The following is a 21,655-nucleotide window of genomic DNA, read 5'->3' as shown; positions in this document are numbered from 1 at the left end:
ATCGGTTCTAAGCCGCTATGTGGGCGCCTTGCGCTTTCTAATTACTCAAGGAGTATTAAATAAATGGTTTTAAAATCAAATCAAGCAAAACTTGCAGGACTTGTGATCGGAATTTTAGTATTGCTTGTATCGATATGTGCAAGCATTGTATATGGATACACAGATACATCTTGGAAAATAGCCTATGAAACATTTACAGCTTATAATGGCTCAAATGAACATATTATCATTGAAACAATTCGACTTCCACGTGCTCTCATTGCTACAGCTGTTGGAGCAAGCTTGGGAATAGCAGGAGCTCTTATGCAAGCCCTAACGAAGAATCCATTAGCATCACCAGGAATTTTTGGGGTCAATGCAGGAGCGGGTTTTTTTATCGTTGCTGCTGTTTCTATTTTCTCAATTAATTCCTTACAAGCCTTTACCTGGGTGGCCTTTTTAGGGGCTGCGGTTGCAGCGTTTATCGTTTATTTCATCGGTTCACTTGGACGGGAAGGTCTCACCCCCATGAAATTAACATTAGCAGGTGCGGCAATTGCTGCCATGTTTTCTTCCTTTACCCAAGGGTTACTCGTCATCGATGAGATGGCGCTAGACCAAGTATTATTCTGGCTAGCAGGCTCTATTCAAGGAAGAAAGCTTGAAATGCTTACAAGTGTTCTTCCCTATTTGGGAGTTGCTTGGGTTGCATCATTACTCTTAGCGAATAAAATCAATATCCTATCAATGGGTGAAGATGTAGCAAAAGGACTCGGACAGCGAACAGGTACAGTTAAGCTTTTAACAGCCATAACCATCATTCTGTTAGCTGGTGGGGCAGTGGCTGTGGCAGGGCCAATTGGGTTTATCGGTATTGTCATTCCACACCTTGCGCGGGCTTTGGTCGGCATTGACCATCGTTGGATTCTTCCATTTAGTGGGATTCTTGGTGGCGTTTTACTACTCTTAGCTGATATCTCGGCTCGGTATATAGTCATGCCAGAAGAAGTGCCAGTAGGTGTTATGACGGCCCTAATTGGAACACCTTTCTTTATATATGTAGCGAGAAAGGGGTTTCGCAAAGTATGAATAAATATAGAGCCTTTCGAATTGGTAAAAAGGGAAAAATCTCTTTTTTAATTGACAATAAAGCATTTATAAAGATTTTTATTTTAGTAACAGTAGCAACGATCCTGTTTTTAGTAAGTACCGGACTTGGGGAAATGAAGATCGACCCTATTACGGTTGTGAAAACACTATTTGGATATGGTACCCGAATGGAGCAATTGGTCGTTACATCCTTCCGTTTACCACGAATTATCATTGCCTTTTTAGTAGGAATGGCACTTGCAGTTGCCGGGAGTATTTTACAAGGAATTATTCGAAATCCACTTGCTTCACCAGATATTCTAGGAATTACAGGTGGTGCGTCTGTTGCAGTTGTTGCTTTTTTAGCGTTCTTCTCAAATTCAAGTAATGCATTAACTGTAAGTATTAAATGGATGCCAGTTGCTGCATTTATTGGTGCAACTATTGTTGCTTTTTTAGTGTATATTTTGGCTTGGAAAAATGGTGTATCACCTATACGACTTGTATTAATAGGAATTGGGTTTTCAGCCCTCACACAAGCTCTGACAACTACATTTATGGTAATGGGACCGATTTATCAAGCAAGTCAAGCGAATATCTGGATTACCGGAACTGTAAATGGGTCAACATGGGCAAATGTACAAATTCTAAGTCCTGTTGTCATCATTTTAGTAATCATCTGCTTGATGCTCGCACGCAACTTAAACATTCAAGAGCTAGGAGAAGAGCTTGCAACTGGTGTTGGAAGTGACGTTCAGAAGCAACGATTTCTATTATTACTAGCAAGTACAGCATTAACAGGCAGTGCGGTTGCGTTTGCTGGGGGGATCGGTTTTGTTGGGTTAATGGCACCCCATATGGCGCGCAGAATGGTAGGTTCAGCCTTTGGCGCATTGATTCCAACTGCAGCTCTTCTAGGGGGAATCCTTGTGATGTTGGCAGATTTAATTGGCAGAACCGTATTTTCACCAACGGAAGTTCCTGCTGGCGTATTTACCGCTGCAATAGGTGCACCATATTTTATCTATTTACTCTATAAGAGTAGAAATAGGTAGAGAGTTATTAGCTTAGCAAAAATCCAGTTCTTTCAGCTGCGGATTTTTAACATAGATTTGGAAGGGGGCGTACTTGATGAATGCATTGAAAACGGAAAACTTGACTCTGTCGTATGGCGACTCCATTATCATTGAAGATTTACATCTTGAGTTACCAAAAGGTGAAATCACTGTTTTTATAGGTGGAAATGGATGCGGCAAATCAACCTTGCTGCGTTCTTTAGCAAGACTTCTAAAGCCAAAACAAGGCGCTGTTCTCTTAGAAGGAGAGGCGATTGCAAAGCTTCCGACAAAAGAAGTAGCACGAAAGCTTGCTATTCTTCCGCAAGGACCAACTGCTCCTGAAGGTTTGACTGTTCTCCAGTTAGTTAAACAAGGTCGTTACCCTTATCAAAACTGGCTCAAGCAATGGACGGAAGAAGATGAAAAAATAGTTAATCATGCTTTAGAAGCGACCAATATGACAGTTTTTGCCGAGCGAACCGTCGATTCTCTCTCGGGTGGTCAACGCCAACGTGCTTGGATTGCGATGACGCTTGCTCAGCAAACCGATATTATTTTACTAGATGAACCAACCACCTATCTTGATATGACGCATCAGATCGAGATTCTCGACCTTTTATTTGAACTGAACGAAACTGAAAAACGAACGATCATCATGGTTTTACATGATTTAAATTTAGCATGCCGCTATGCCCATCATATTGTAGCGATAAAAGATAAACAAATTTATGGTCAGGGAAAACCTGAGCTTGTTGTGAATAGCAGCCTTGTAAAAGATGTGTTTGGAATGGATTGTGAAATTGCCGTTGATCCTTTGTTCGGTACACCTTTGTGCATTCCACACGGCAAGGGGCGGTGTATATTAAATAAGGTAGGAGTATAACAATGTCAAATCTCCTTTTAGAAGCGGAAATCGAACAATTAAAGGAGTTCCGTTTTAGTGACAGGCGATTTCAATCAAGCCTATCAAGGCCTGTAATCGAGCTTTGTGATGAAAAAATAATCCAACAGTATTTAGACAATGTCGGGCAAAAGATTTCAGCACCCGATAAACGTGTAGCAGCCTCCATGTTCATGAAGCGTTATGGATTTTTCGCGGTCCTTAATTTGTTTGCGATGACGGTTTTCAACAAACGATTAAATGTGTCATTGTCCAACATCTCGTTGGAAACAAGTGAAGAAGAGAAAATGTGGTATTGGAATCCGAAATTCTATTTCACAGACCTTCAGACCGTGTCAGCACCTTCCGATTCTCGAGAAAGTTGGCGAGACGATACAATTCGCGCTATTTTTCATGATCACATCCATGAAGTTATCATAATTCTTACAAAACATTCGGGATTATCGAAAAAGGTTCTATGGGAAAATGTCGCCATTTATGTGTATTGGCTCTATGAATCTGTATTGGCAACACATGCGTTTGATGATAAACGAAAGATCATAGAAGAGGATTTTGAGTATCTTGTGAAGATGGCAGAAGGGGAACTATTCGGTCCGATTGCTTTCAACCCGTTATCACGTTATTTTGGTGTAAAGGCATATCGAGCAGAATACGACCAAAACATCCGAACTAGGAAAACGTGCTGTCTTTATTATAAGACAACCACTACCGAAGACCGCTGTAAAACATGTCCGTTAAATTGCAAAATAGGAGATAAATAAGATGAATCAAAAAATAGAAGAACAAGTTGATGGATTGCTAGAAAAATACACAGAGCTTTTACTTGGTGAAAGTTCACCTGAATTAAAAGAAAAAGTAAAGCTTTGGTCGCTTTATATGCATATTTCAAAATCAATGCCACCACTTGCTAAGCACTGGAACGAAACGTATCCAGATGCAAAAGAAGGCATTAAGGAAATCATTGCAGAAATTAAAACATTAAATGAAGCACATCGTTCAAACACAAGTAAGAGATGAAGCACCAATTAGTGGGCTCCATCTCTTTTTTTATTGGACAGTGTTATGGTCTGGAAATTGTGTCGTTGTATAGTTATAAAACTGTTGTAGCTTTTGTTGAACTTTTTGTGTTTCTGCTTCCTCAAGCTTATACCAGCCATTTTTAAACATGAGATTATATAGCTCTCTCTGACAATCCTGTGTTTCATTAAAAATGGAACGGATATCCTCATATAAACCGTCATGACTCATTTCATTTAACGCAGTGCTATAAGCAGCTGTCATATACTTTTCAGTTGCTAACATGTCGTTAATAAAATCACGATCATTCATTTGTGGTGTTTTTGGTACACTCGTTTTAGGATTTTTTACTTGGTTTTGATTTTGATTCATTTGCTGATTCATTTATGTAGCCCCCTTTATTGCATTTGCTGGCTTTGAATTTGGCCTTGATTTGGTTGCTGTGGCTGTTGACCTGTATGCTTTTGCATATGATCTAAAATCTGGTTATAGTGGCGCTCGTGCATTTGACATGCCTTTTCTAGCGCTTGAGAGATTTCAGACATCTGACATTGACCCGCATAAAAGTGTGCCTTTTTTAATGCTAAAAGGTTCCATGACATCATATCGGTTAAATACAACAGATCCTTTGTTGTAATTACCGCTGGTGCCTCTGACATTTGTGGTCCCTTTGGTGTATAAAAAGGTTGCTGTTGCTGCTGCTGTTGTGATTGCTGTTGTTGCATAAGAAAACCCTCCTTAACCTATTTTCGCTATTAGGATGCCAATAAAACGTTTTTGTATGCAATGCATACAATACTACTGTAAGCGATTAATATTTTTTTTAGATGTATATTCAAGTTAAAATAAACGTGATAAACTATATGTGAAATTAAGAGATTTATAGAATTGCAACTAGAGTACGTTTCGAGGGGGAACTTGGAATGGAACAAGTTTTACGAAATTTCTTTTTATTTTTGTCAAAAAATAAAGCGTTTACAAAACTTGCTAGAAAATATGGCTTACGCTTTGGTGCTGCACGATTTGTTGCTGGGGAAACAATTGATTTAGCTGTAAAAAAAATTAAAGAGCTTAATGCAAAAGGCCTTGCGGTCACCATTGATTATCTTGGTGAATTTGTCGATAGTATTGAAGAAGCAAATATGATGGCTGACGGATCCATTGAGGCAATAAAAGCAATTGGCCGGGAAAAATTAAATGCACAACTTTCCTTAAAAATGACCTCTATGGGATTGGACATTTCAGATGAAGTTGTGATGAATAATATGCGAAGAATTCTTGATGCAGCAAAAGAAAACGATGTCTTCGTGACGATCGATATGGAGGATTACTCCAGATGTGAGAAGACAATCGAAACCTTTAAAAAGCTTCGTAAAGATTACGACAATGTAGGAACGGTTATTCAAGCATATCTGTATCGGACTGTAAAAGATATTGAAGACTTAAATGAGTACCATCCTAATCTTCGCCTTGTTAAGGGTGCCTATAAGGAATCTCCGGAAGTAGCATTTCCTGAGAAGAAGGATGTAGATGAGAACTTTAAGAAAATCATAAAAATGCATCTCCTAAATGGCAACTACACGGCAGTTGCTTCTCACGATGAGGCCATCATTCAATATACGAAGGAATTAGTTAAGGAACATAATATCAGCCATGACCAATTTGAGTTCCAAATGCTATATGGGATTCGTTCAGAACGCCATGAGGAACTTGTAAAAGAAGGCTATACGATGCGCGTGTATGTACCGTATGGAACGGACTGGTATGGATATTTCATGAGACGTCTTGCAGAACGCCCTGCAAACGTAGCATTCGTTTTGAAGGGTGTTTTTGGGAAATAGAGTGTTTGTAAAAATGTAAAGCAGTGCGAGAAAGTAATGTTTTTCTCGCGCTGCTTTTTGTTTGATGAAATGAGACTAAACCATGAAGACCGAAAAACCGAAGGATTCGGTGCGAAAAGGTCATCATCGCAGTGATGAAGACCGAAACACCGGAGGATTCAGCATAAAAAGGTCATCATAGCGTTCATGAAGACCAAATCACCGAAGGATTCGGCATGAATATGTCATCATAGCGATTAAGTCCGTATAATTGTGTAAAAAGAAAATGAGTCATTTTATTCCTTTTTGTCAACAATGTTTAACGACCAAGAAAAACATAGAAAAGAGGAATAATAATGACTCAAATACAGTTTAACCTAGATCTCGATCTTTTAAAAGAATCAGTAATGAATTCTGATATTGACTCTGTAATTAAAGCTTCGATTGTTCTTGTATTAAATTCTGTGATGGAGAAAGAACGTGACGAATATCTACAAGTTGGAGCTTATGAACGTACTAATGACCGATTTGATTCTCGTAATGGGTACTATGAGCGCGAGCTCATTATGAGTATTGGTAGGGTGAATCTAAAGGTTCCTCGTACTCGCAACGGAGGATTTTCACCTTCCTTGTTTGAAAAATATGCACGGTGTGATCAAGCATTTGTACTTTCAATGCTAGAAATGGTTGTAAACGGTGTGTCTACTCGAAAAGTCAAAAATATAGTTCAACAATTATGTGGTGAAAGTGTTTCAAAGTCTTTTGTTTCTTCCCTTACTGAAAAACTCGATCCAATTGTCAACGCATGGGCAAATCGACCGTTGAATACGACATACTATCCTTATATTTTTGCTGACGCTATGTATATTAAAGTGCGCGAACATAATCGTGTTGTATCAAAAGCTGTTTATATTGCTACTGCCATTACGGAAGAAAACCGCCGAGAAATCCTTGGAGTAAGAGTAGATCACGTAGAGAGCTATGATGCATGGAAAGCCTTTTTACACCACTTACAATCTAGGGGAGTACAATCGCCAAAACTATTTATTACAGATGCACATCCTGGCTTAAAAAAGGCTCTAAAAGAGGTCTTTGTTGGAACGGTTTGGCAACGTTGTACAGTACATCTCAAGCGAAATATCTTTAATGTACTTCCCAAAAAAGGGATAGATGAAGAAAAACTTGGTTTAAAAAGAATTTTTGAAGCTGTAAGTGTAGAGGATGCCCGAAAGTTTAAAGATGAGTTTCTTGAACGTTTTGGAGAAAATCCAAAACTGGAGAAAGCAATTCAAACTTTAGAAGATGGCTTCGAAGATGCAATCCAATACCTAAATGAACCGGTAAGATTTCAACAATATATTCGTAGTACAAATTCACTGGAACGCCTAAATCAAGAGGTTAGAAGAAGAGAACAAGTCATCCGAATATTTCCAAATACTCAATCTGCATTTAGAATGATTGGAGCTATCCTTATGCAAGTAAATGAAGAACTTGAAATGAAAAAAAACACAAGAAGTAATGAGGGGATTAGAAAAAAGTCACCTGCCAAATAACGTCGGAACGCCTAATTTCGAATTGACATTGAGCCTCCGGCGGGCATGATGTAAAGCCAGGAAGCCAGGAGTTTAACAACACCTGGCTTGCCCTCCAGGCTATCATACCCGCCCCTCAAAGTAAATTCGAAATAAATGTAGTGTCTCTATACAAATTTTTAATTGGCCGATTATCGTTGTTGACACTTTTACACAACATTAAGGACTTGACTATCATAGCAGTCATGAAGACCAAACCACCGTAGGATTCAGCATGAATATGTCATCATCGCGGTTATGAAGACCGAAACACCGAAGGATTCAGCATAAAAAGGTCATCATAGCGTTCATGAAGACCAAATCACCGAAGGATTCGGCATGAATATGTCATCATAGCGGTCATGAAGACCAAACCACCGTAGGATTCAGCATGAATATGTCATCATCGCGGTTATGAAGACCGAAACTCCGAAGGATTCAGCATAAAAAGGTCATCATCGCGGTCATGAAGACCAAATCACCGAAGGATTCGGCATGAATATGTCATCATAGCGTTCATGAAGACCGAAACACCGAAGTATTCGGAATAAAAAAGTCTTCATCGCCATGAAGACCAAACCACTGTGGGATTCGGTATGAATATGTCATCATCCCGGTGATGAAGACCCCTTCGCCTACAAAATCACACCGAATAGTCCTTCAACAAACTCTCTTCCAAGGTGCATTTGAAAAAATTCTACTTATTCTTCGCTACCCGTATTATGGGCTCCATATTGTTGGTTGGTGGATTGGGTTTTCCCGAATTTTTTCCTAGAATCAGGGCCTGCATTACCTTTAACACTTGCTGCACTAACAGCGCGTTTAGATGGGTTTTTATCAACTTTCGCCATTTGGATTGTCACCTCCATTTTTAGAATTCCCTGTTTCACTATTTAAAAACGAATAAACAAAAAAAAGAAAAATTGTTTCGTGAATATATTGCGAAAATTTAAATATTGATTTATATTTAGATATAAAGGAACTCATTCTTTTGGATGTTTAATATTCAATGGGCTTGAAATGAATAAGGGATATTTTTTTTGAAGGAAAAATGAATGAGTATTCATTCAAAATGAATCGAAGGGGGAAACTGTGAATGATCCAAAGCATTAAAAGAGCTGCAGTTCTTGGTTCAGGAGTTATGGGCTCAGGTATTGCTGCACACTTAGCAAACATCGGAATACCTACCTTACTATTAGATATTGTTCCTCGTGAACTTTTAGAAGTAGAAAAAAAGAAAGGGCTTACACTTGAGGATAAAGAAGTTCGAAACCGTTTAAGTCATACAGCGGTTCAAAAGCTGTTAAAACAAAAGCCGGCGCCGCTTACTTCTAAGGAAAACATCGGTCTTATTACAACTGGAAACTTTGAAGACGATTTGGCAAAGCTTTCAGAAGTGGATTGGATTATTGAAGTGGTTGTTGAGAACCTTGATGTTAAGAAAAAGGTTTTTAGCCAAATCGATGAGGTTAGAAAACCAGGCAGTATCGTAAGCTCTAACACATCTGGTATTTCGGTTGAAGCAATGGCTGAAGGACGTTCAGAGGATTTTCAAAAACACTTTTTAGGAACACACTTCTTCAACCCACCACGCTATTTGAAGTTGCTTGAAGTGATTCCGACAAAAAACACAAGCCCAGAAGTGCTTACTTTTATGAAAACATTTGGTGAGGATGTACTTGGTAAAGGTGTTGTTGAAGCGAAGGATACACCTAATTTCATTGCAAATCGAATTGGAACATATGGTTTGCTTGTAACTGTTCGTGAAATGCTTAAGGGCGGATACAGCATTGGTGAAGTAGACTCCGTTACAGGTCCAATGATTGGTCGGCCGAAGAGTGCAACCTTCCGTACCCTTGATGTTGTTGGTCTTGATACATTTATTCATGTTGCAAATAATGTTTATGAGCAAGTGAAAGGAGAAGAAAAAGAAGTTTTCAATGTTCCTGACTTCATGAAGAAAATGCAGGAAAAAGGATGGTTAGGAAGTAAATCAGGTCAAGGTTTCTTCTTGAAACAGGGTAAGGAAATCCTTGAATTAAATCCTGAAACACTTGAATATCAAGAGCGCAAGAAGCTTCAAACACCAGTTACTGCGTCGATTAAACAAGTAAAAGGGACTGCGAATAAGCTGAAAACGCTCTTATACACTGAAGATCGCGCTGGAAAGCTTTTATGGAATATTACAAGCCCAGCACTTATCTATTCTGCTAATCTTCTAGGTGAAATTGCGGACGATATTGTCGCCATTGATGAAGCAATGAAGTGGGGCTTTGGCTGGCAGTTGGGGCCATTTGAAATGTGGGATGCAATCGGTCTTGAAAATTCTGTGAAGAAGATGGAAGCAGAAGGCTCTGTTGTACCGGCTTGGATAAAAGAGATGTTAGCAAACGGGAATACCTCTTTCTATAAAAAAGAAAATGGCTCTGTATCTTATTTTCAAGATGGAAAATACAAAGCTATTAAGGAAAATCCGAAGAATATTCATATAAAAACATTAAAAGAAACGAATGGCGTCATTAAGAAAAACAGTGGTGCTAGTTTAATAGATTTAGGTGATGATGTCGCCTTATTAGAATTCACATCACCAAATAATGCAATCGGTTTCGATATTATTCAGATGATCAATTACTCCATAGAAGAAGTGGCGAAAAACTATAAAGGCCTAGTCATCGGAAACCAGGCGAAAAACTTCTGTGTTGGTGCAAACCTTGCGATGATCTTAATGGAAGCACAAGATGACAATTTCTATGACATTGATCTTGTTGTACGTAATTTCCAACAAGCGATGATGAATATCAAATACAGTGAAAAGCCGGTTGTGGTAGCACCATTTGGTATGACCCTTGGTGGAGGAGCAGAAATCTGTTTACCGGCAGCGAAAATTCAAGCCTCAAGCGAAACGTACATGGGGCTAGTTGAAGTAGGTGTTGGTGTGATTCCTGGTGGTGGTGGTAACAAGGAGCTTTATATCAACCACCTTCAAGGAATGCCTACAGGAGTAGAAGTTAACCTTCAAAATGTCGCAAATAAAGTATTCGAAACAATCGCAATGGCAAAGGTTTCAAATTCAGCTGAAGAAGCTCGAACAAATAACTTCTTAACAAAAGAAGATGGTATCACCTTTAACAGCGATCACCTTGTCTATGATGCAAAACAATCCGTATTGGCATTATCCGCACAAGGCTATAAGGCTCCAGTGCGTAAGAAGGTACCAGTGGTTGGTGAAACAGGCTATGCAACCCTCCTTTTAGGTGCACAAGCAATGAAATATTCAGGCTATATTTCAGATCATGATCTTAAGATTGCGAAGAAGCTTGCATGGGTTATAGCAGGTGGAAATGTTCCATATGGTACCGAGGTTGATGAGCAATACTTACTTGACTTAGAACGTGAAGCATTCCTAAGCCTTGTTGGTGAACCAAAGACACAGCAAAGAATGCAACACATGCTAGTAAAAGGAAAACCGTTACGTAACTAAACCCACATGCTTGAAGGAGATTGAAATCTTCAATCTCCTGCTGCGGTTAAAAAGTTAGGAGGGAATATATTGAGAGAAGCAGTCATCGTTGCCGGAGCGAGAACCCCGGTTGGAAAAGCGAAAAAAGGAACTCTTGCAAATGTAAGACCGGATGATTTAGGAGCATTGGTTGTTAAAGAAACATTAAAGCGTGCAGGGAATTATGAAGGAAATATTGATGATTTAATTATAGGATGTGCCATGCCTGAGGCAGAACAAGGCTTAAATATGGCACGAAATATTGGAGCATTAGCAGGACTACCGCATACAGTTCCAGCAATCACTGTGAATCGTTATTGTTCTTCAGGACTCCAATCAATTGCCTATGCTGCAGAAAAAATTATGCTCGGTCACTCCGATACAGCCATTGCGGGTGGAGCAGAGTCGATGAGTTTAGTCCCAATGATGGGGCATGTGGTTCGCCCCAATGCAAAGCTTGCCGAAACAGCACCTGAATACTATATGGGGATGGGTCACACTGCTGAACAAGTTGCGGTCAAGTATGGTGTTAGCCGTGAAGACCAAGATGCTTTTGCAGTAAGAAGTCACCAAAAAGCTGCAGCTGCTATTAAGGCAGGTAAATTTGTAGATGAGATTGTTCCAGTGGACGTTACTCTTCGACAAGTTGGTTCCAATCATAAATTGGTAGAAAAGCATGTTCAATTCTCACAGGATGAAGGGGTACGTGAAGATACGAATCTTGAAGTATTAGCAAAATTAAGACCAGCATTTTCAGTAACTGGTTCAGTTACTGCAGGTAATGCATCACAAACGAGTGATGGTGCAGCAGCAGTAATGGTGATGGATCGTGAAAAAGCGACTAGCTTAGGATTAACACCATTCGTGAAATTTAGATCGTTTGCTGTAGCAGGGGTACCACCTGAAGTAATGGGAATCGGTCCAGTAGCAGCTATTCCAAAAGCTCTTAAAATGGCAGGTCTTGAGCTTTCTGATATTGGCTTATTTGAATTAAACGAGGCCTTTGCATCACAATCACTTCAAGTAATTCGTGAACTTGGCCTTAATGAAGAGATCGTAAATGTAAATGGAGGTGCGATTGCACTTGGGCATCCACTTGGGTGCACAGGAGCAAAATTAACACTTACATTAATGCATGAAATGAAACGCCGCAACGTACAATTTGGTGTGGTCACGATGTGTATCGGTGGCGGAATGGGAGCAGCCGGAGTCTTTGAATTATTAGCATAAGGATAGTGGCTAACCATATCATGGTTAGCCTCCAATGAATACTTTTTAGGGGGAAACAATATGTCAAATGCAACTGATAAAGTCGTTTTAGGTGGAGGCTTTTTAATCGAAGAACTCGAAGCAGACCGTGTCTTTACACCTGAAGATTTCAAAGATGAACATAAAATGATTGCAAAAACAACAGAGGACTATGTAGCAAACGAGGTTCTTCCACAGATTGAACATCTTGAAAATCATGAGTTTGATCGTTCGGTAACATTATTAAAAAGCGCAGGCGAGCTTGGTCTTTTAGGAGTAGACGTACCAGAAGAGTATGGCGGGCTAGGACTAGACAAAGTAAGCTCTGCATTAATTGCTGAAAAAATGGCAAGAGCTGGAGGATTCTCTATTTCTCACGGAGCACATGTTGGTATTGGCTCTCTACCAATTGTTCTTTTTGGAAATGAAGAGCAAAAGCAAAAGTACCTACCTAAATTAGCAAGTGGTGAGTTACTTGCAGCTTACGCGTTAACAGAGCCGGGATCAGGTTCTGATGCGCTAGGTGCAAAAACAACTGCTAAATTAAATGCAGAAGGTACTCATTATGTACTAAATGGTGAAAAACAATGGATTACGAACGCCGGTTTTGCGGATGTGTTCGTTGTATATGCAAAAATTGACGGTGATAAATTCTCAGCATTTATTGTAGAACGCGAATTTCCTGGAGTATCAACTGGTGCGGAAGAAAAGAAAATGGGAATCAAAAGTTCATCCACTCGTACATTGATTCTTGAGGATGCACAGGTCCCAGTTGAAAATCTTTTAGGTGAAGTGGGCAGAGGACACGTGATTGCATTTAACATCCTAAACATTGGACGTTATAAGCTAGGTGTAGGTGCAGTTGGTGGCGCTAAGAGTGCATTCGAGCTTGCAGTTAAATATGCAAATCAACGTCAGCAATTCAAAACGCCAATCTCAAAATTCGGATTAATTCAAGAAAAATTGGCGAACATGGCAGCAAAAATTTATGCGGCTGAATCTAGTGTGTATCGTACGGTCGGGTACTTTGAAGATCGCATGGGTCAATTATCAGACGAAGAAGTAAAGAATGGTAAAGAAGTAGCGAAGTCAATTGCCGAATATGCAATTGAATGTTCAATCAATAAATTTTTCAATACAGAAGTATTAGATTATGTTGTGGATGAAGGTGTTCAAATCCACGGTGGATATGGATTCATGCAGGAATATGAGATCGAAAGAGCATACCGTGATTCACGTATTAACCGAATTTTCGAAGGTACAAATGAAATTAACCGTTTACTTGTTCCTGGAACGTTTCTTCGTAAAGCATTAAAAGGAGAATTACCATTACTTGAAAAAGCAACACAGCTTCAAGAAGAACTTATGATGCTAATGCCTGAAGAAGTGGGCGAAGGCGTTCTAGAACAAGAGAAGTACCTTGTTCGTAATGCGAAGAAGGTAGGATTAATGATTGCTGGACTTGCTGCCCAAAAATTCGCTCCAAAGCTTGAAAAAGAGCAAGAAATTCTTGCGAATATTGCAGATATCGCAGCAAATGTTTATGCGATGGAATCAGTCGTTCTTCGCACGGAAAAAGCAATCAAAAAATCAGGTGAGGATAAGAATCAGCAAAAGATCCTTTATACACAAGTATTTGTTCAAGAAGCATTTAATGAAATTGAGGCACATGCAAAAGAAACTCTTGTTGCGACAGAAGAAGGTGATGTATTACGCATGATGAGATCGGCATTGCGTAAATTAACTCGCTTTACTCCTGTAAATGTGATTGCGAAGAAACGAGAAATTGCAGCAACCCTAATCGAGGCTGAAAAATACACAGTATAATTACAAGTACCAAGAAGCTCCTTTTTAGAAGGAGCTTTTTTTCTTCTTTTTTTTGCAGGATAAACTGGAATTAAGTCGAAATTAATCAGTGGAACATTGAAAGGTTTTTCATTCAAAATTTAATATGTTAAAATATTCTTGATAGATAAGGTGGTGAGAATATGGCATTAACATTTTATTGGTATCCGAAATGTGGAACTTGTCGTAAAGCAAAAAAGTGGTTAGAGGAGCATCAGGTTGCCTTTGAGGAAATACATATTGTAGAGAATCCACCTTCAAAAGAGCAATTAAAAGAAATGTACCAAAACAGTGGATTAGAATTAAAGAAATTCTTTAATACAAGTGGTCAAAAATACCGCGAACTTGGGTTGAAGGATAAAATCAGTTCTGCATCAGAGGATGAATTGCTAGACCTGCTTGCATCAGATGGAATGCTTATAAAACGCCCACTTACTACGGATGGAAATAAGGTAACAGTTGGATTTAATGAAGCGAATTTTGAAGCGAATTGGACAAATTAAATCGGATGAAAGCCTTTTTAAGGTCTTTTACATAAACACTTGTTGAGCAATTTCAACAAAAATGTATTTCATAAAATCGAATTAAATGGAGGGTACAAAATGAGCACACCTAAAGATTTACGTTATTCTGAAGAACATGAATGGGTGAAAGTTGAAGGGGATAAAGTACGTATCGGAATTACAGATTTTGCACAGTCTGAATTAGGAGATATCGTATTCGTTGAACTACCAGAGGTTGGCGACGAAATCCAAGCAGACGAGCCGTTCGGTAGTGTTGAGTCAGTTAAAACGGTATCTGAGCTTTATGCACCAATTAGTGGGAAAGTTGTTGAAATCAACGAAGACCTTGATGATAGTCCAGAATTCGTAAACGAATCTCCATATGAGAAAGCATGGATGATTGTTATTGAACCTGCAAATGCTGGAGATGTAGAGAACCTAATGACAGCCGAGCAGTACGAAGAAATGATAAAAGAAGACTAATTCAAAACGCGAGAGCCAGTAAAGGAGCATTCCTAACCTGGCTCTTTTTCAATTGTAACTAACTTATTGAGAATAATACCAAGCCGAATGAAGTTCTTCTTAATGGACATTCTAAAATTAAATACCAAGGGAAGGGTGTTTATTATGGTATTGAAACATACTCGAATTGATGTGACTGATCGAGTAATTGGAAAGCTTGGAAATAACGGAATGAATCTATTTGTTGAAAAAGAACCTATAGGTAAAATTCGCTTTACGAACGAAGGAGCTCAATTTGAGTTAAACCAGGGATATGAGCAAGAAGAGAGTAAAATTTTCACTTATGCAGATGTTCCTACTTCCCCAGATATGAAATATGTTGATTGTGACGATGAAAATGGATGGTGTTGAAGACAGTGGATACCCACTGTCTTTTTTTCCACAACTTTTTCAGTATTTATCACCAAAATGAATCTTCACGATAAAATGAAGGAAAAGCAGTTATATACATCGAATAGAAGGAATAGGCAGAAAAATGTACACTTGAAATAAGGTGATGAAATGGTGGCTTTTGACGATTTAGAAAAAGTAATCATTGTCGAGGGAAGAACAGACAAAAAGAAGATTGAAACGGTTGTAAATGAACCAGTTGAAATCATTTGTACGAATGGAACGATAAGTATTTCGAAACTTGATGAGTTGATTGAACATTTATTTAATAAAGATGTTTATATTTTAGTGGATGCCGACAGTGCTGGGGATAAACTAAGGAAACAGTTTAAACGGGAATTCCCTGAAGCACGGCATTTGTTTATCGATAAAACGTATCGAGAGGTTGCGACAGCACCCGAACATCATATTGCAACCGTACTTCTTTCAGCAAATATTGATGTTCACGCAGAATTTTTATTGTAAGTAGTTAAAGCTTTTCATCATATGTCTTTTCAAAAATCATGTTACAATAAGAGATAATTAAGAAAATAAAGGTTGTAGTAGACATGAAAGAATGGCAAGAGCAAGACATTGACTTCAAACTCACCAATAAGCATGAGTTTTGGCTTTATTTATATACACCGATGTGTGGAACATGCCAAGTGGCATCAAAAATGATAAAGGTAGTTGATGAAATACTGCCACACGTAACCATTGGAAAAAGCGACCTCAATTATTTACCTCAAAAAGCAATGGAATGGCAAATCGAGAGTGTCCCTTGTTTACTGCATATGAAAGATGAGAAAGTGATAGAAAAATACTATGCATTCCACTCGGTTCCCTATTTGCTTGAAATAGTTTCAAAAGACTGAACAACGCGTGATATTTCGCGTTGTTTTTTATTGCAATTTTTTAGAAAAGTTGTATGATATTTAGGGAATCGAAATATTCAAACATGGGAGTGCATATGAGCAACATAGTGACAGAATGGAAAACACAATACAAATCATACAATCAAAATATTAAACTATTTATTTTAGCGACCATTTTTACACAGCTTGGCATGGGTATGTTCACCATCATGTATAACTTTTATGTGCGTGAACTGGGGTATTCTGAACAAACAAATGGAACTATTATCGCTATGACAGCTTTGGCATCGGCAATTATTCTAGTCCCCGCAGGTCTAATGAGTGATAAATTAGGCAGAAAAAAAGTGATGGTGCTGGGTGTTGCTGTTTCAACAATAGCCTTCTTTGCTAGAAGTATATTAGATGCTGAACAGCTACTGATTGCGACGGCATTTTTAACGGGATTGTCGACGGCTTTTATCCAGGTTTCCGGTGTCCCATGGTTAGCCGAAAACTCGTCATCTTCACAAAGAGTACATCTTTTTAGCTTTCATTCGGCAATCATGATGATTGCTCAGGTTGTTGGAAACATTGCAGGTGGGGCATTGTCAGACACCTTCCAATTTGTTTTTCATATGAGCGGACTCTGGAGTGTAAGAATTACGCTTTTAATTGCAACGGTCATCTATGTTGCAGGTATTTTACCAATCATTAAAATGAATGAACAACGTAGACAACAATCAGAAATGAAAAAAGTAGAATCCATTGGTCAAAAATTAAAAGCAAATAAATCGCAAATCAAATTAATTGCTATGTTTGCCTTCGCACAAATGATCATTGGGTTCGGTTCCGGATTAGTCATTCCTTATCTGAATTTGTATTTTGCGGATCGCTTTCTAGCAAGCAATACAATAATCGGATTGATTCTCTCATTGGGACAAGCGGCAACTGCTATTGCAATGATTATTGGTCCCATTATTGTGAGTAAGGTTGGAGAGGTTCGTGCAGTGGTGTATTTGCAGTTATCCTCGCTTCCATTCCTTTTGTTAACCGGGTATACAGAAAATCTTTACATAGCAGCCATTGCATTTTTATTTAGGCAAGCATTAATGAATGCGGGTAACCCGATACAAGCATCTCTTGTTATGGGACGAGTGAACGATTCAATGAAGGGTCTTGCTAATTCAGTGAACCAAATGGTGTTTTCATTAGGATGGGCACTAATGGGGCCAGTATCGACGTCGATTGTAATGATGCATGGAGCTTATTGGGGCTATGCTTATGTGTTTACAATTACGTCAGTCTTGTATTTAATCGGGTCGCTATATTTCCTACTTGTATTCAGTAGAAAGTCCTTTCGTAATGAGAAGAAACAAGTAGCAAAAATATCGTAATATGTCATATTTCCCGGGAAAAAAGAAGTAAATAAACGATATGTGTTTAAATTTGTTCCATATATGTGTCGAAATAAAACACGAAATTTCAAATTGCTCATTTTTTCTAAAAATTCTTATTGACATATTTTAGAATAAGAGTTAGCATGATATTAACTTGTTAAAGTAATAAATTTCATATTTAAAATCTTATCTAGAGTGGTGGAGGGAATGGCCCTATGAAGCCCGGCAACCGGTAATTTACACGGTGCTAATTCCAACAGGCATTTTTTGTCTGAAAGATAAGAAGAGATATCGTACATACACCTCTTCTTATCGAAGAGGTTTTTATTTTGGCTATTTTCGTAACTTAGTTGTTTTTGGATATGATTGTGCGAAGGGAAATAGTACCTATTGGCCTTCATGTGATTTCAGCGGATAGTACGAGATGCCAGCGGGCGGGAATAGCGAGCCAAGCGAGGAGGCTTGCGAATCGCCCGCGGAAAGCGAGTACCAGGAGCGAAAAATCAACCTATGTTTTAAAAACAACAATCTTTTAGAAATAAGCCTATATTTTTTATAAACAAAACAGAGGGAGAGATTCAAATGAGTGAGAAACAAAAAAACTATAGACCAGAGACAATCGCAGTCCATGGAGGTCTTGAAGCAGATCCTGTAACAGGGGCTAGAGCGGTACCAATCTATCAATCTAATGCGTTTAAATTTAATACAACTGAACATGCAGCAAATCTATTTGGGCTAAAGGAAAATGGTTATATTTATACTCGAATTCATAACCCAACAACAACTGTTTTTGAAGAAAGAGTAGCACAATTAGAGGGTGGAGTTGGTGCATTAGCTGTTTCTAGTGGGATGGCCGCGATAACAACAGCTATTCTAAATATTGCTGGTGCAGGAGATGAGATTGTATCTGCTTCTACACTTTATGGTGGAACGTATAACTTATTCGCAAACACACTACCTAAATATGGAATTAAGACGCACTTAGTAGAACCTACTAATCCGGAAAACTTCCGTCAAGCCATAACGCCAAATACAAAGGCGATTTTTGCTGAAACAATTGGAAATCCAAGCTTGGATATTCTTGATATTGAAGCAGTAGCAAATATTGCTCATGAAGCAGGAATTCCATTAATTATTGACAATACATTCGCCACACCTTATCTATGTCGTCCAATTGAGCATGGAGCTGATATTGTTGTTCATTCTGCTACTAAGTGGTTACTAGGTAATGGAACAACAATGGGAGGTATTATTGTTGACGGTGGTAAATTTGATTGGAATTCACCAAAATTCCCTGGATTTACAACACCAGATCCTAGCTATCATGATTTAGTGTTTGCTGATGCTTTAGGACCCGTAGCTTATATCATTAAAGCCAGAGTCCAACTTCTTCGTGATTTAGGTCCAGCTTTAAGTCCTTTTAATTCATTCCAATTTAACCTAGGTCTTGAAACATTACACGTTCGTATGAAAGAGCATATTGCAAATACGAAAAAAGTTGTTTCATATCTTAAAAACCATCCTGGGGTTGAATGGGTACTGTATCCTGGTGAGGACGATCACCCGAACAAACAATTAGCTGATAAATACTTACCAAAAGGTGCAGGTTCAGTCATAGTATTTGGTATCAAAGGTGGAAGAGAAGCGGGTGAGAAGCTAATTAATAATGTTGAGCTTTGGTCACATGTTGCAAACGTAGGTGACGCTAAGAGTTTAATTATTCATCCAGCAAGCACAACACACCAGCAATTAAGTCCGGAAGATTTAAAGTTGTCTGGCGTGTCAGAAGACTTAGTTCGCTTATCTGTTGGAATCGAAAATATTGAAGATATTTTAGAAGATTTAGAGCAAGCCATTAAAGCAGCAAATGGAACAAGTTCAGTTTCACCATTGCCTACAGCTTAAGCTTTACTTTGGTACATTAGTCACAACTTTTTCATTGACACCTTAAATGACAGATGATAATATAAGTCTCGTGTTATTTAGGACGATATAAAATGTAAATATATGATGACTCTTATTTAGAGCGGTGGAGGGATGTGCCCGATGAAACCCAGCAACCGTCAACATATTTGTTGAAAAGGTGCCAATTCACACAAAGCTAAAGCTTTGGAAGATGAGAGGAAGGAATTACTGAATTGTGCCTTTCTGCTCGCTTGTGCAGAAAGGCTTTTTCAATTATTTGCGTTAATTATTTACTATATCGCATAAACTAAACATAGTTTTCTGGAATAGAAGGTGTGACTACGTGATAACACTAAAAAAAGTGTCAAAGATATATAAAACAAAAGCCAATTCTGTTACGGCTGTTAATGATATTGATTTAGAGATCAATGAAGGTGAAATTTTTGGTATCATCGGCTATAGTGGAGCAGGAAAAAGCTCACTTATTCGTTTGCTGAACGGACTTGAAACGCCAACTGAAGGAACAGTTTCAGTTGCCGGTCATGATATCACTTCCATTAAAGGAAAATCGTTGCGTGATGCGCGTAAAGAAATAAGCATGATTTTCCAACATTTCAACCTTTTATGGTCGCGAACCGTGAGAGAAAATATTTCATTTCCCCTTGAAATTGCAAAAGTCCCAAAAGCCAAACGGGATGAACGAGTTACAGAACTTATTAAGTTGGTTGGTTTAGAAGGAAGAGAAGTTGCATATCCTTCACAGCTTAGTGGTGGTCAAAAGCAAAGGGTAGGAATTGCACGAGCACTCGCTAACAATCCAAAGGTTTTGCTTTGTGATGAAGCAACATCTGCGTTGGACCCACAAACAACTGACTCGATATTGGACTTGCTTGTCGATATCAATGAACGTTTAGGGTTAACGATTGTGTTAATAACACATGAAATGCATGTTATACGTAAAATCTGTCACCGTGTTGCCGTGATGGAAAATGGAAGGATTGTTGAGAAAGGCCGAGTTCTGGATGTATTTAAAAAGCCACAAGCTCATATAACAAAACGTTTCGTGCAACAAGTGACAGAGCCTGAAGAAACAAAAGAAATGATTGAGCATTTGCTTGAACGTTATCCAAATGGAAGAGTGGTTCAACTCACTTTTGTTGGGGAAGATGCTGAAAAACCATTGATAACTACTTTAATCCGAGACTTTAAAATAGAAGTGAATATTTTACAAGGAAAGATTTCACAAACCCAAAATGGCTCTTATGGTACATTATTTATTCATCTTGCTGGTGAACTGAATGAAGTCACTTCAGCCATTGAATTTATTCGGGAACAACGAGTAGAAGCTGAGGTGATTGAAAATGCTTGAACAATTCCAAGAGCTTCTTAAGTGGGAAAAACAGGTTAAAGATTATCAAGCATTGAATTGGGGAAATCTCTGGGAAGCAACCCAAGAGACCTTATATATGACCGGGATTTCGGTGCTTGCAACCTTTATAATTGGTCTATTTTTAGGCTTGGTTCTCTTTTTAACGGATAAAGGGAATGCGTGGGAAAATTCTGTGGTAAATCGAATTGTATCTGCACTTGTTAATATTTTTCGATCCATACCATTTATAATTCTTATTGTATTATTAATACCTTTTACGAAAATTGTAATGGGGTCAATGCTAGGACCTAATGCCGCATTACCATCTTTAATTATAGGTTCCGCACCGTTTTACGCAAGAATGGTTGAAATTGCTTTGCGTGAGATAGATAAAGGTGTAATTGAGGCTTCTCATTCTATGGGAGCAACTAACTCGACTATTATTTTTAAAGTATTAATTCCAGAATCCCTACCAGCCTTAATATCAGGGATTACAGTTACTGCGATTTCATTAGTAGGCTTCACTGCGATGGCCGGTGTTATTGGTGCTGGTGGATTAGGTCATTTTGCTTATCTATATGGTTTCCAAAGTAACAAACCAGTCATTACATTTATTGCCACTATTGCGATATTAATTTTGGTATTTATCATTCAATTTGTGGGTGATTACTTTACAAAACAAACAGACAAGAGATAACAGGAGGAACAC

Annotated in this window: 22 protein-coding genes and 2 riboswitches; of the genes, 19 read left to right on the top strand and 3 right to left on the bottom strand. The window is 38.5% G+C overall.

Annotation, left to right across the window (positions count from 1 at the left end; all coding sequences use genetic code 11):
* Positions 1 to 63: 63 nt before the first annotated feature.
* From RGU12_RS18435 to RGU12_RS18415, 5 genes are all read left to right on the top strand, one after another.
* Positions 64 to 1,068, top strand: coding sequence for a FecCD family ABC transporter permease (locus RGU12_RS18435; RefSeq protein ID WP_309537323.1), 1,005 nt, complete (start codon positions 64 to 66; stop codon positions 1,066 to 1,068).
* Complete coding sequence (locus tag RGU12_RS18430; RefSeq protein WP_309537322.1) at positions 1,065 to 2,123, top strand: FecCD family ABC transporter permease; 1,059 nt, start codon at positions 1,065 to 1,067, stop codon at positions 2,121 to 2,123. The genes RGU12_RS18435 and RGU12_RS18430 overlap by 4 nt, the downstream gene beginning before the upstream one ends.
* 76 nt (positions 2,124 to 2,199) lie before the next feature.
* Positions 2,200 to 3,009 carry an ABC transporter ATP-binding protein gene (locus RGU12_RS18425; protein WP_309538287.1) on the top strand — a complete coding sequence of 270 codons (810 nt, stop codon included), beginning with the start codon at positions 2,200 to 2,202 and terminating at the stop codon, positions 3,007 to 3,009.
* A 2-nt stretch (positions 3,010 to 3,011) separates the two neighbouring features.
* Complete coding sequence (locus tag RGU12_RS18420) at positions 3,012 to 3,788, top strand: IucA/IucC family C-terminal-domain containing protein (protein WP_309537321.1); 777 nt, start codon at positions 3,012 to 3,014, stop codon at positions 3,786 to 3,788.
* 1 nt (position 3,789) lies between these two features.
* On the top strand, positions 3,790 to 4,044 hold the full coding sequence (locus RGU12_RS18415) for a YusU family protein (RefSeq protein ID WP_309537320.1): 255 nt from the start codon (positions 3,790 to 3,792) through the stop codon (positions 4,042 to 4,044).
* A 30-nt stretch (positions 4,045 to 4,074) separates the two neighbouring features.
* On the opposite strand, the gene RGU12_RS18410 is transcribed toward RGU12_RS18415, so the two are convergent.
* Entirely contained in the window at positions 4,075 to 4,428 is a 354-nt protein-coding gene (locus tag RGU12_RS18410) for a spore coat protein (RefSeq protein WP_309537319.1), read from the bottom strand.
* Positions 4,429 to 4,442: 14 nt separating this feature from the next.
* On the bottom strand, positions 4,443 to 4,769 hold the full coding sequence (locus RGU12_RS18405; RefSeq protein ID WP_309537318.1) for a hypothetical protein: 327 nt from the start codon (positions 4,767 to 4,769) through the stop codon (positions 4,443 to 4,445).
* A 198-nt stretch (positions 4,770 to 4,967) separates the two neighbouring features.
* On the opposite strand from RGU12_RS18405, the gene RGU12_RS18400 reads away from it, so the two are divergent.
* Together RGU12_RS18400 and RGU12_RS18395 are read left to right on the top strand one after the other, a co-directional pair.
* A complete protein-coding gene (locus tag RGU12_RS18400) occupies positions 4,968 to 5,885 on the top strand; it encodes a proline dehydrogenase family protein (protein WP_309537317.1) in 918 nt (305 codons plus the stop codon).
* A 335-nt stretch (positions 5,886 to 6,220) separates the two neighbouring features.
* On the top strand, positions 6,221 to 7,417 hold the full coding sequence (locus RGU12_RS18395) for an IS256 family transposase (RefSeq protein ID WP_309535301.1): 1,197 nt from the start codon (positions 6,221 to 6,223) through the stop codon (positions 7,415 to 7,417).
* Between the two features lie 719 nt (positions 7,418 to 8,136).
* On the opposite strand, the gene RGU12_RS18390 is transcribed toward RGU12_RS18395, so the two are convergent.
* The gene (locus RGU12_RS18390; protein WP_309537316.1) at positions 8,137 to 8,286 is read right to left on the bottom strand and encodes a YuzL family protein; all 150 of its coding nucleotides are present in this window, start codon (positions 8,284 to 8,286) and stop codon (positions 8,137 to 8,139) included.
* A gap of 245 nt (positions 8,287 to 8,531) precedes the next feature.
* Between RGU12_RS18390 and RGU12_RS18385 the strand changes: the two genes are divergently transcribed.
* From RGU12_RS18385 to RGU12_RS18330, 12 genes are all read left to right on the top strand, one after another.
* Complete coding sequence (locus RGU12_RS18385) at positions 8,532 to 10,916, top strand: 3-hydroxyacyl-CoA dehydrogenase/enoyl-CoA hydratase family protein (RefSeq protein ID WP_309537315.1); 2,385 nt, start codon at positions 8,532 to 8,534, stop codon at positions 10,914 to 10,916.
* Positions 10,917 to 10,985: 69 nt separating this feature from the next.
* Positions 10,986 to 12,164: an acetyl-CoA C-acetyltransferase gene (locus RGU12_RS18380; protein WP_309537314.1), complete on the top strand. Its 1,179-nt coding sequence runs from the start codon at positions 10,986 to 10,988 to the stop codon at positions 12,162 to 12,164.
* A 60-nt stretch (positions 12,165 to 12,224) separates the two neighbouring features.
* Positions 12,225 to 14,009, top strand: a complete 1,785-nt coding sequence (locus RGU12_RS18375; protein WP_309537313.1) for an acyl-CoA dehydrogenase FadE — start codon at positions 12,225 to 12,227, stop codon at positions 14,007 to 14,009.
* Between the two features lie 161 nt (positions 14,010 to 14,170).
* On the top strand, positions 14,171 to 14,530 hold the full coding sequence (locus RGU12_RS18370; protein ID WP_309537312.1) for an arsenate reductase family protein: 360 nt from the start codon (positions 14,171 to 14,173) through the stop codon (positions 14,528 to 14,530).
* Between the two features lie 99 nt (positions 14,531 to 14,629).
* Positions 14,630 to 15,013: a glycine cleavage system protein GcvH gene (gene gcvH, locus RGU12_RS18365; protein ID WP_116352922.1), complete on the top strand. Its 384-nt coding sequence runs from the start codon at positions 14,630 to 14,632 to the stop codon at positions 15,011 to 15,013.
* A gap of 144 nt (positions 15,014 to 15,157) precedes the next feature.
* Entirely contained in the window at positions 15,158 to 15,403 is a 246-nt protein-coding gene (locus RGU12_RS18360) for a YusG family protein (protein WP_309537311.1), read from the top strand.
* 153 nt (positions 15,404 to 15,556) lie between these two features.
* Entirely contained in the window at positions 15,557 to 15,907 is a 351-nt protein-coding gene (locus RGU12_RS18355) for a toprim domain-containing protein (protein WP_116352924.1), read from the top strand.
* Positions 15,908 to 15,990: 83 nt separating this feature from the next.
* Positions 15,991 to 16,296: a thioredoxin family protein gene (locus RGU12_RS18350; protein ID WP_309537310.1), complete on the top strand. Its 306-nt coding sequence runs from the start codon at positions 15,991 to 15,993 to the stop codon at positions 16,294 to 16,296.
* Between the two features lie 95 nt (positions 16,297 to 16,391).
* On the top strand, positions 16,392 to 17,669 hold the full coding sequence (locus tag RGU12_RS18345) for an MFS transporter (RefSeq protein ID WP_309537309.1): 1,278 nt from the start codon (positions 16,392 to 16,394) through the stop codon (positions 17,667 to 17,669).
* A gap of 186 nt (positions 17,670 to 17,855) precedes the next feature.
* Positions 17,856 to 17,957, top strand: a riboswitch (SAM riboswitch).
* A 297-nt stretch (positions 17,958 to 18,254) separates the two neighbouring features.
* Positions 18,255 to 19,577: an O-acetylhomoserine aminocarboxypropyltransferase/cysteine synthase family protein gene (locus RGU12_RS18340; protein WP_309537308.1), complete on the top strand. Its 1,323-nt coding sequence runs from the start codon at positions 18,255 to 18,257 to the stop codon at positions 19,575 to 19,577.
* A gap of 109 nt (positions 19,578 to 19,686) precedes the next feature.
* A riboswitch (SAM riboswitch) is annotated at positions 19,687 to 19,795 on the top strand.
* Between the two features lie 125 nt (positions 19,796 to 19,920).
* Positions 19,921 to 20,946, top strand: coding sequence for a methionine ABC transporter ATP-binding protein (locus tag RGU12_RS18335; protein WP_309537307.1), 1,026 nt, complete (start codon positions 19,921 to 19,923; stop codon positions 20,944 to 20,946).
* Positions 20,939 to 21,643 (top strand): methionine ABC transporter permease, encoded by a 705-nt coding sequence (locus RGU12_RS18330; protein ID WP_309537306.1) that lies wholly within the window; start codon positions 20,939 to 20,941, stop codon positions 21,641 to 21,643. The genes RGU12_RS18335 and RGU12_RS18330 overlap by 8 nt, the downstream gene beginning before the upstream one ends.
* The last annotated feature ends 12 nt before the right edge of the window (positions 21,644 to 21,655 follow it).

This window comes from Ferdinandcohnia sp. QZ13 (genome assembly GCF_031324165.1).
GTDB lineage: Bacteria > Bacillota > Bacilli > Bacillales > Bacillaceae_L > Ferdinandcohnia.
Note: the sequence above shows the minus strand (reverse complement) of the source record. Positions and strands in the feature narration are given on the sequence as shown.

Bases quoted from the DNA above. Each gene is read 5' to 3' on its own strand.
- RGU12_RS18435 (WP_309537323.1), top strand. From the start codon at position 64: ATGGTTTTAAAATCAAATCAAGCAAAACTTGCAGGACTTGTGATCGGA.
- RGU12_RS18430 (WP_309537322.1), top strand. From the start codon at position 1,065: ATGAATAAATATAGAGCCTTTCGAATTGGTAAAAAGGGAAAAATCTCT.
- RGU12_RS18425 (WP_309538287.1), top strand. From the start codon at position 2,200: ATGAATGCATTGAAAACGGAAAACTTGACTCTGTCGTATGGCGACTCC.
- RGU12_RS18420 (WP_309537321.1), top strand. From the start codon at position 3,012: ATGTCAAATCTCCTTTTAGAAGCGGAAATCGAACAATTAAAGGAGTTC.
- RGU12_RS18415 (WP_309537320.1), top strand. From the start codon at position 3,790: ATGAATCAAAAAATAGAAGAACAAGTTGATGGATTGCTAGAAAAATAC.
- RGU12_RS18410 (WP_309537319.1), bottom strand. From the start codon at position 4,428: ATGAATCAGCAAATGAATCAAAATCAAAACCAAGTAAAAAATCCTAAA.
- RGU12_RS18405 (WP_309537318.1), bottom strand. From the start codon at position 4,769: ATGCAACAACAGCAATCACAACAGCAGCAGCAACAGCAACCTTTTTAT.
- RGU12_RS18400 (WP_309537317.1), top strand. From the start codon at position 4,968: ATGGAACAAGTTTTACGAAATTTCTTTTTATTTTTGTCAAAAAATAAA.
- RGU12_RS18395 (WP_309535301.1), top strand. From the start codon at position 6,221: ATGACTCAAATACAGTTTAACCTAGATCTCGATCTTTTAAAAGAATCA.
- RGU12_RS18390 (WP_309537316.1), bottom strand. From the start codon at position 8,286: ATGGCGAAAGTTGATAAAAACCCATCTAAACGCGCTGTTAGTGCAGCA.
- RGU12_RS18385 (WP_309537315.1), top strand. From the start codon at position 8,532: ATGATCCAAAGCATTAAAAGAGCTGCAGTTCTTGGTTCAGGAGTTATG.
- RGU12_RS18375 (WP_309537313.1), top strand. From the start codon at position 12,225: ATGTCAAATGCAACTGATAAAGTCGTTTTAGGTGGAGGCTTTTTAATC.
- RGU12_RS18370 (WP_309537312.1), top strand. From the start codon at position 14,171: ATGGCATTAACATTTTATTGGTATCCGAAATGTGGAACTTGTCGTAAA.
- gcvH (WP_116352922.1), top strand. From the start codon at position 14,630: ATGAGCACACCTAAAGATTTACGTTATTCTGAAGAACATGAATGGGTG.
- RGU12_RS18360 (WP_309537311.1), top strand. From the start codon at position 15,158: ATGGTATTGAAACATACTCGAATTGATGTGACTGATCGAGTAATTGGA.
- RGU12_RS18350 (WP_309537310.1), top strand. From the start codon at position 15,991: ATGAAAGAATGGCAAGAGCAAGACATTGACTTCAAACTCACCAATAAG.
- RGU12_RS18345 (WP_309537309.1), top strand. From the start codon at position 16,392: ATGAGCAACATAGTGACAGAATGGAAAACACAATACAAATCATACAAT.
- RGU12_RS18340 (WP_309537308.1), top strand. From the start codon at position 18,255: ATGAGTGAGAAACAAAAAAACTATAGACCAGAGACAATCGCAGTCCAT.
- RGU12_RS18330 (WP_309537306.1), top strand. From the start codon at position 20,939: ATGCTTGAACAATTCCAAGAGCTTCTTAAGTGGGAAAAACAGGTTAAA.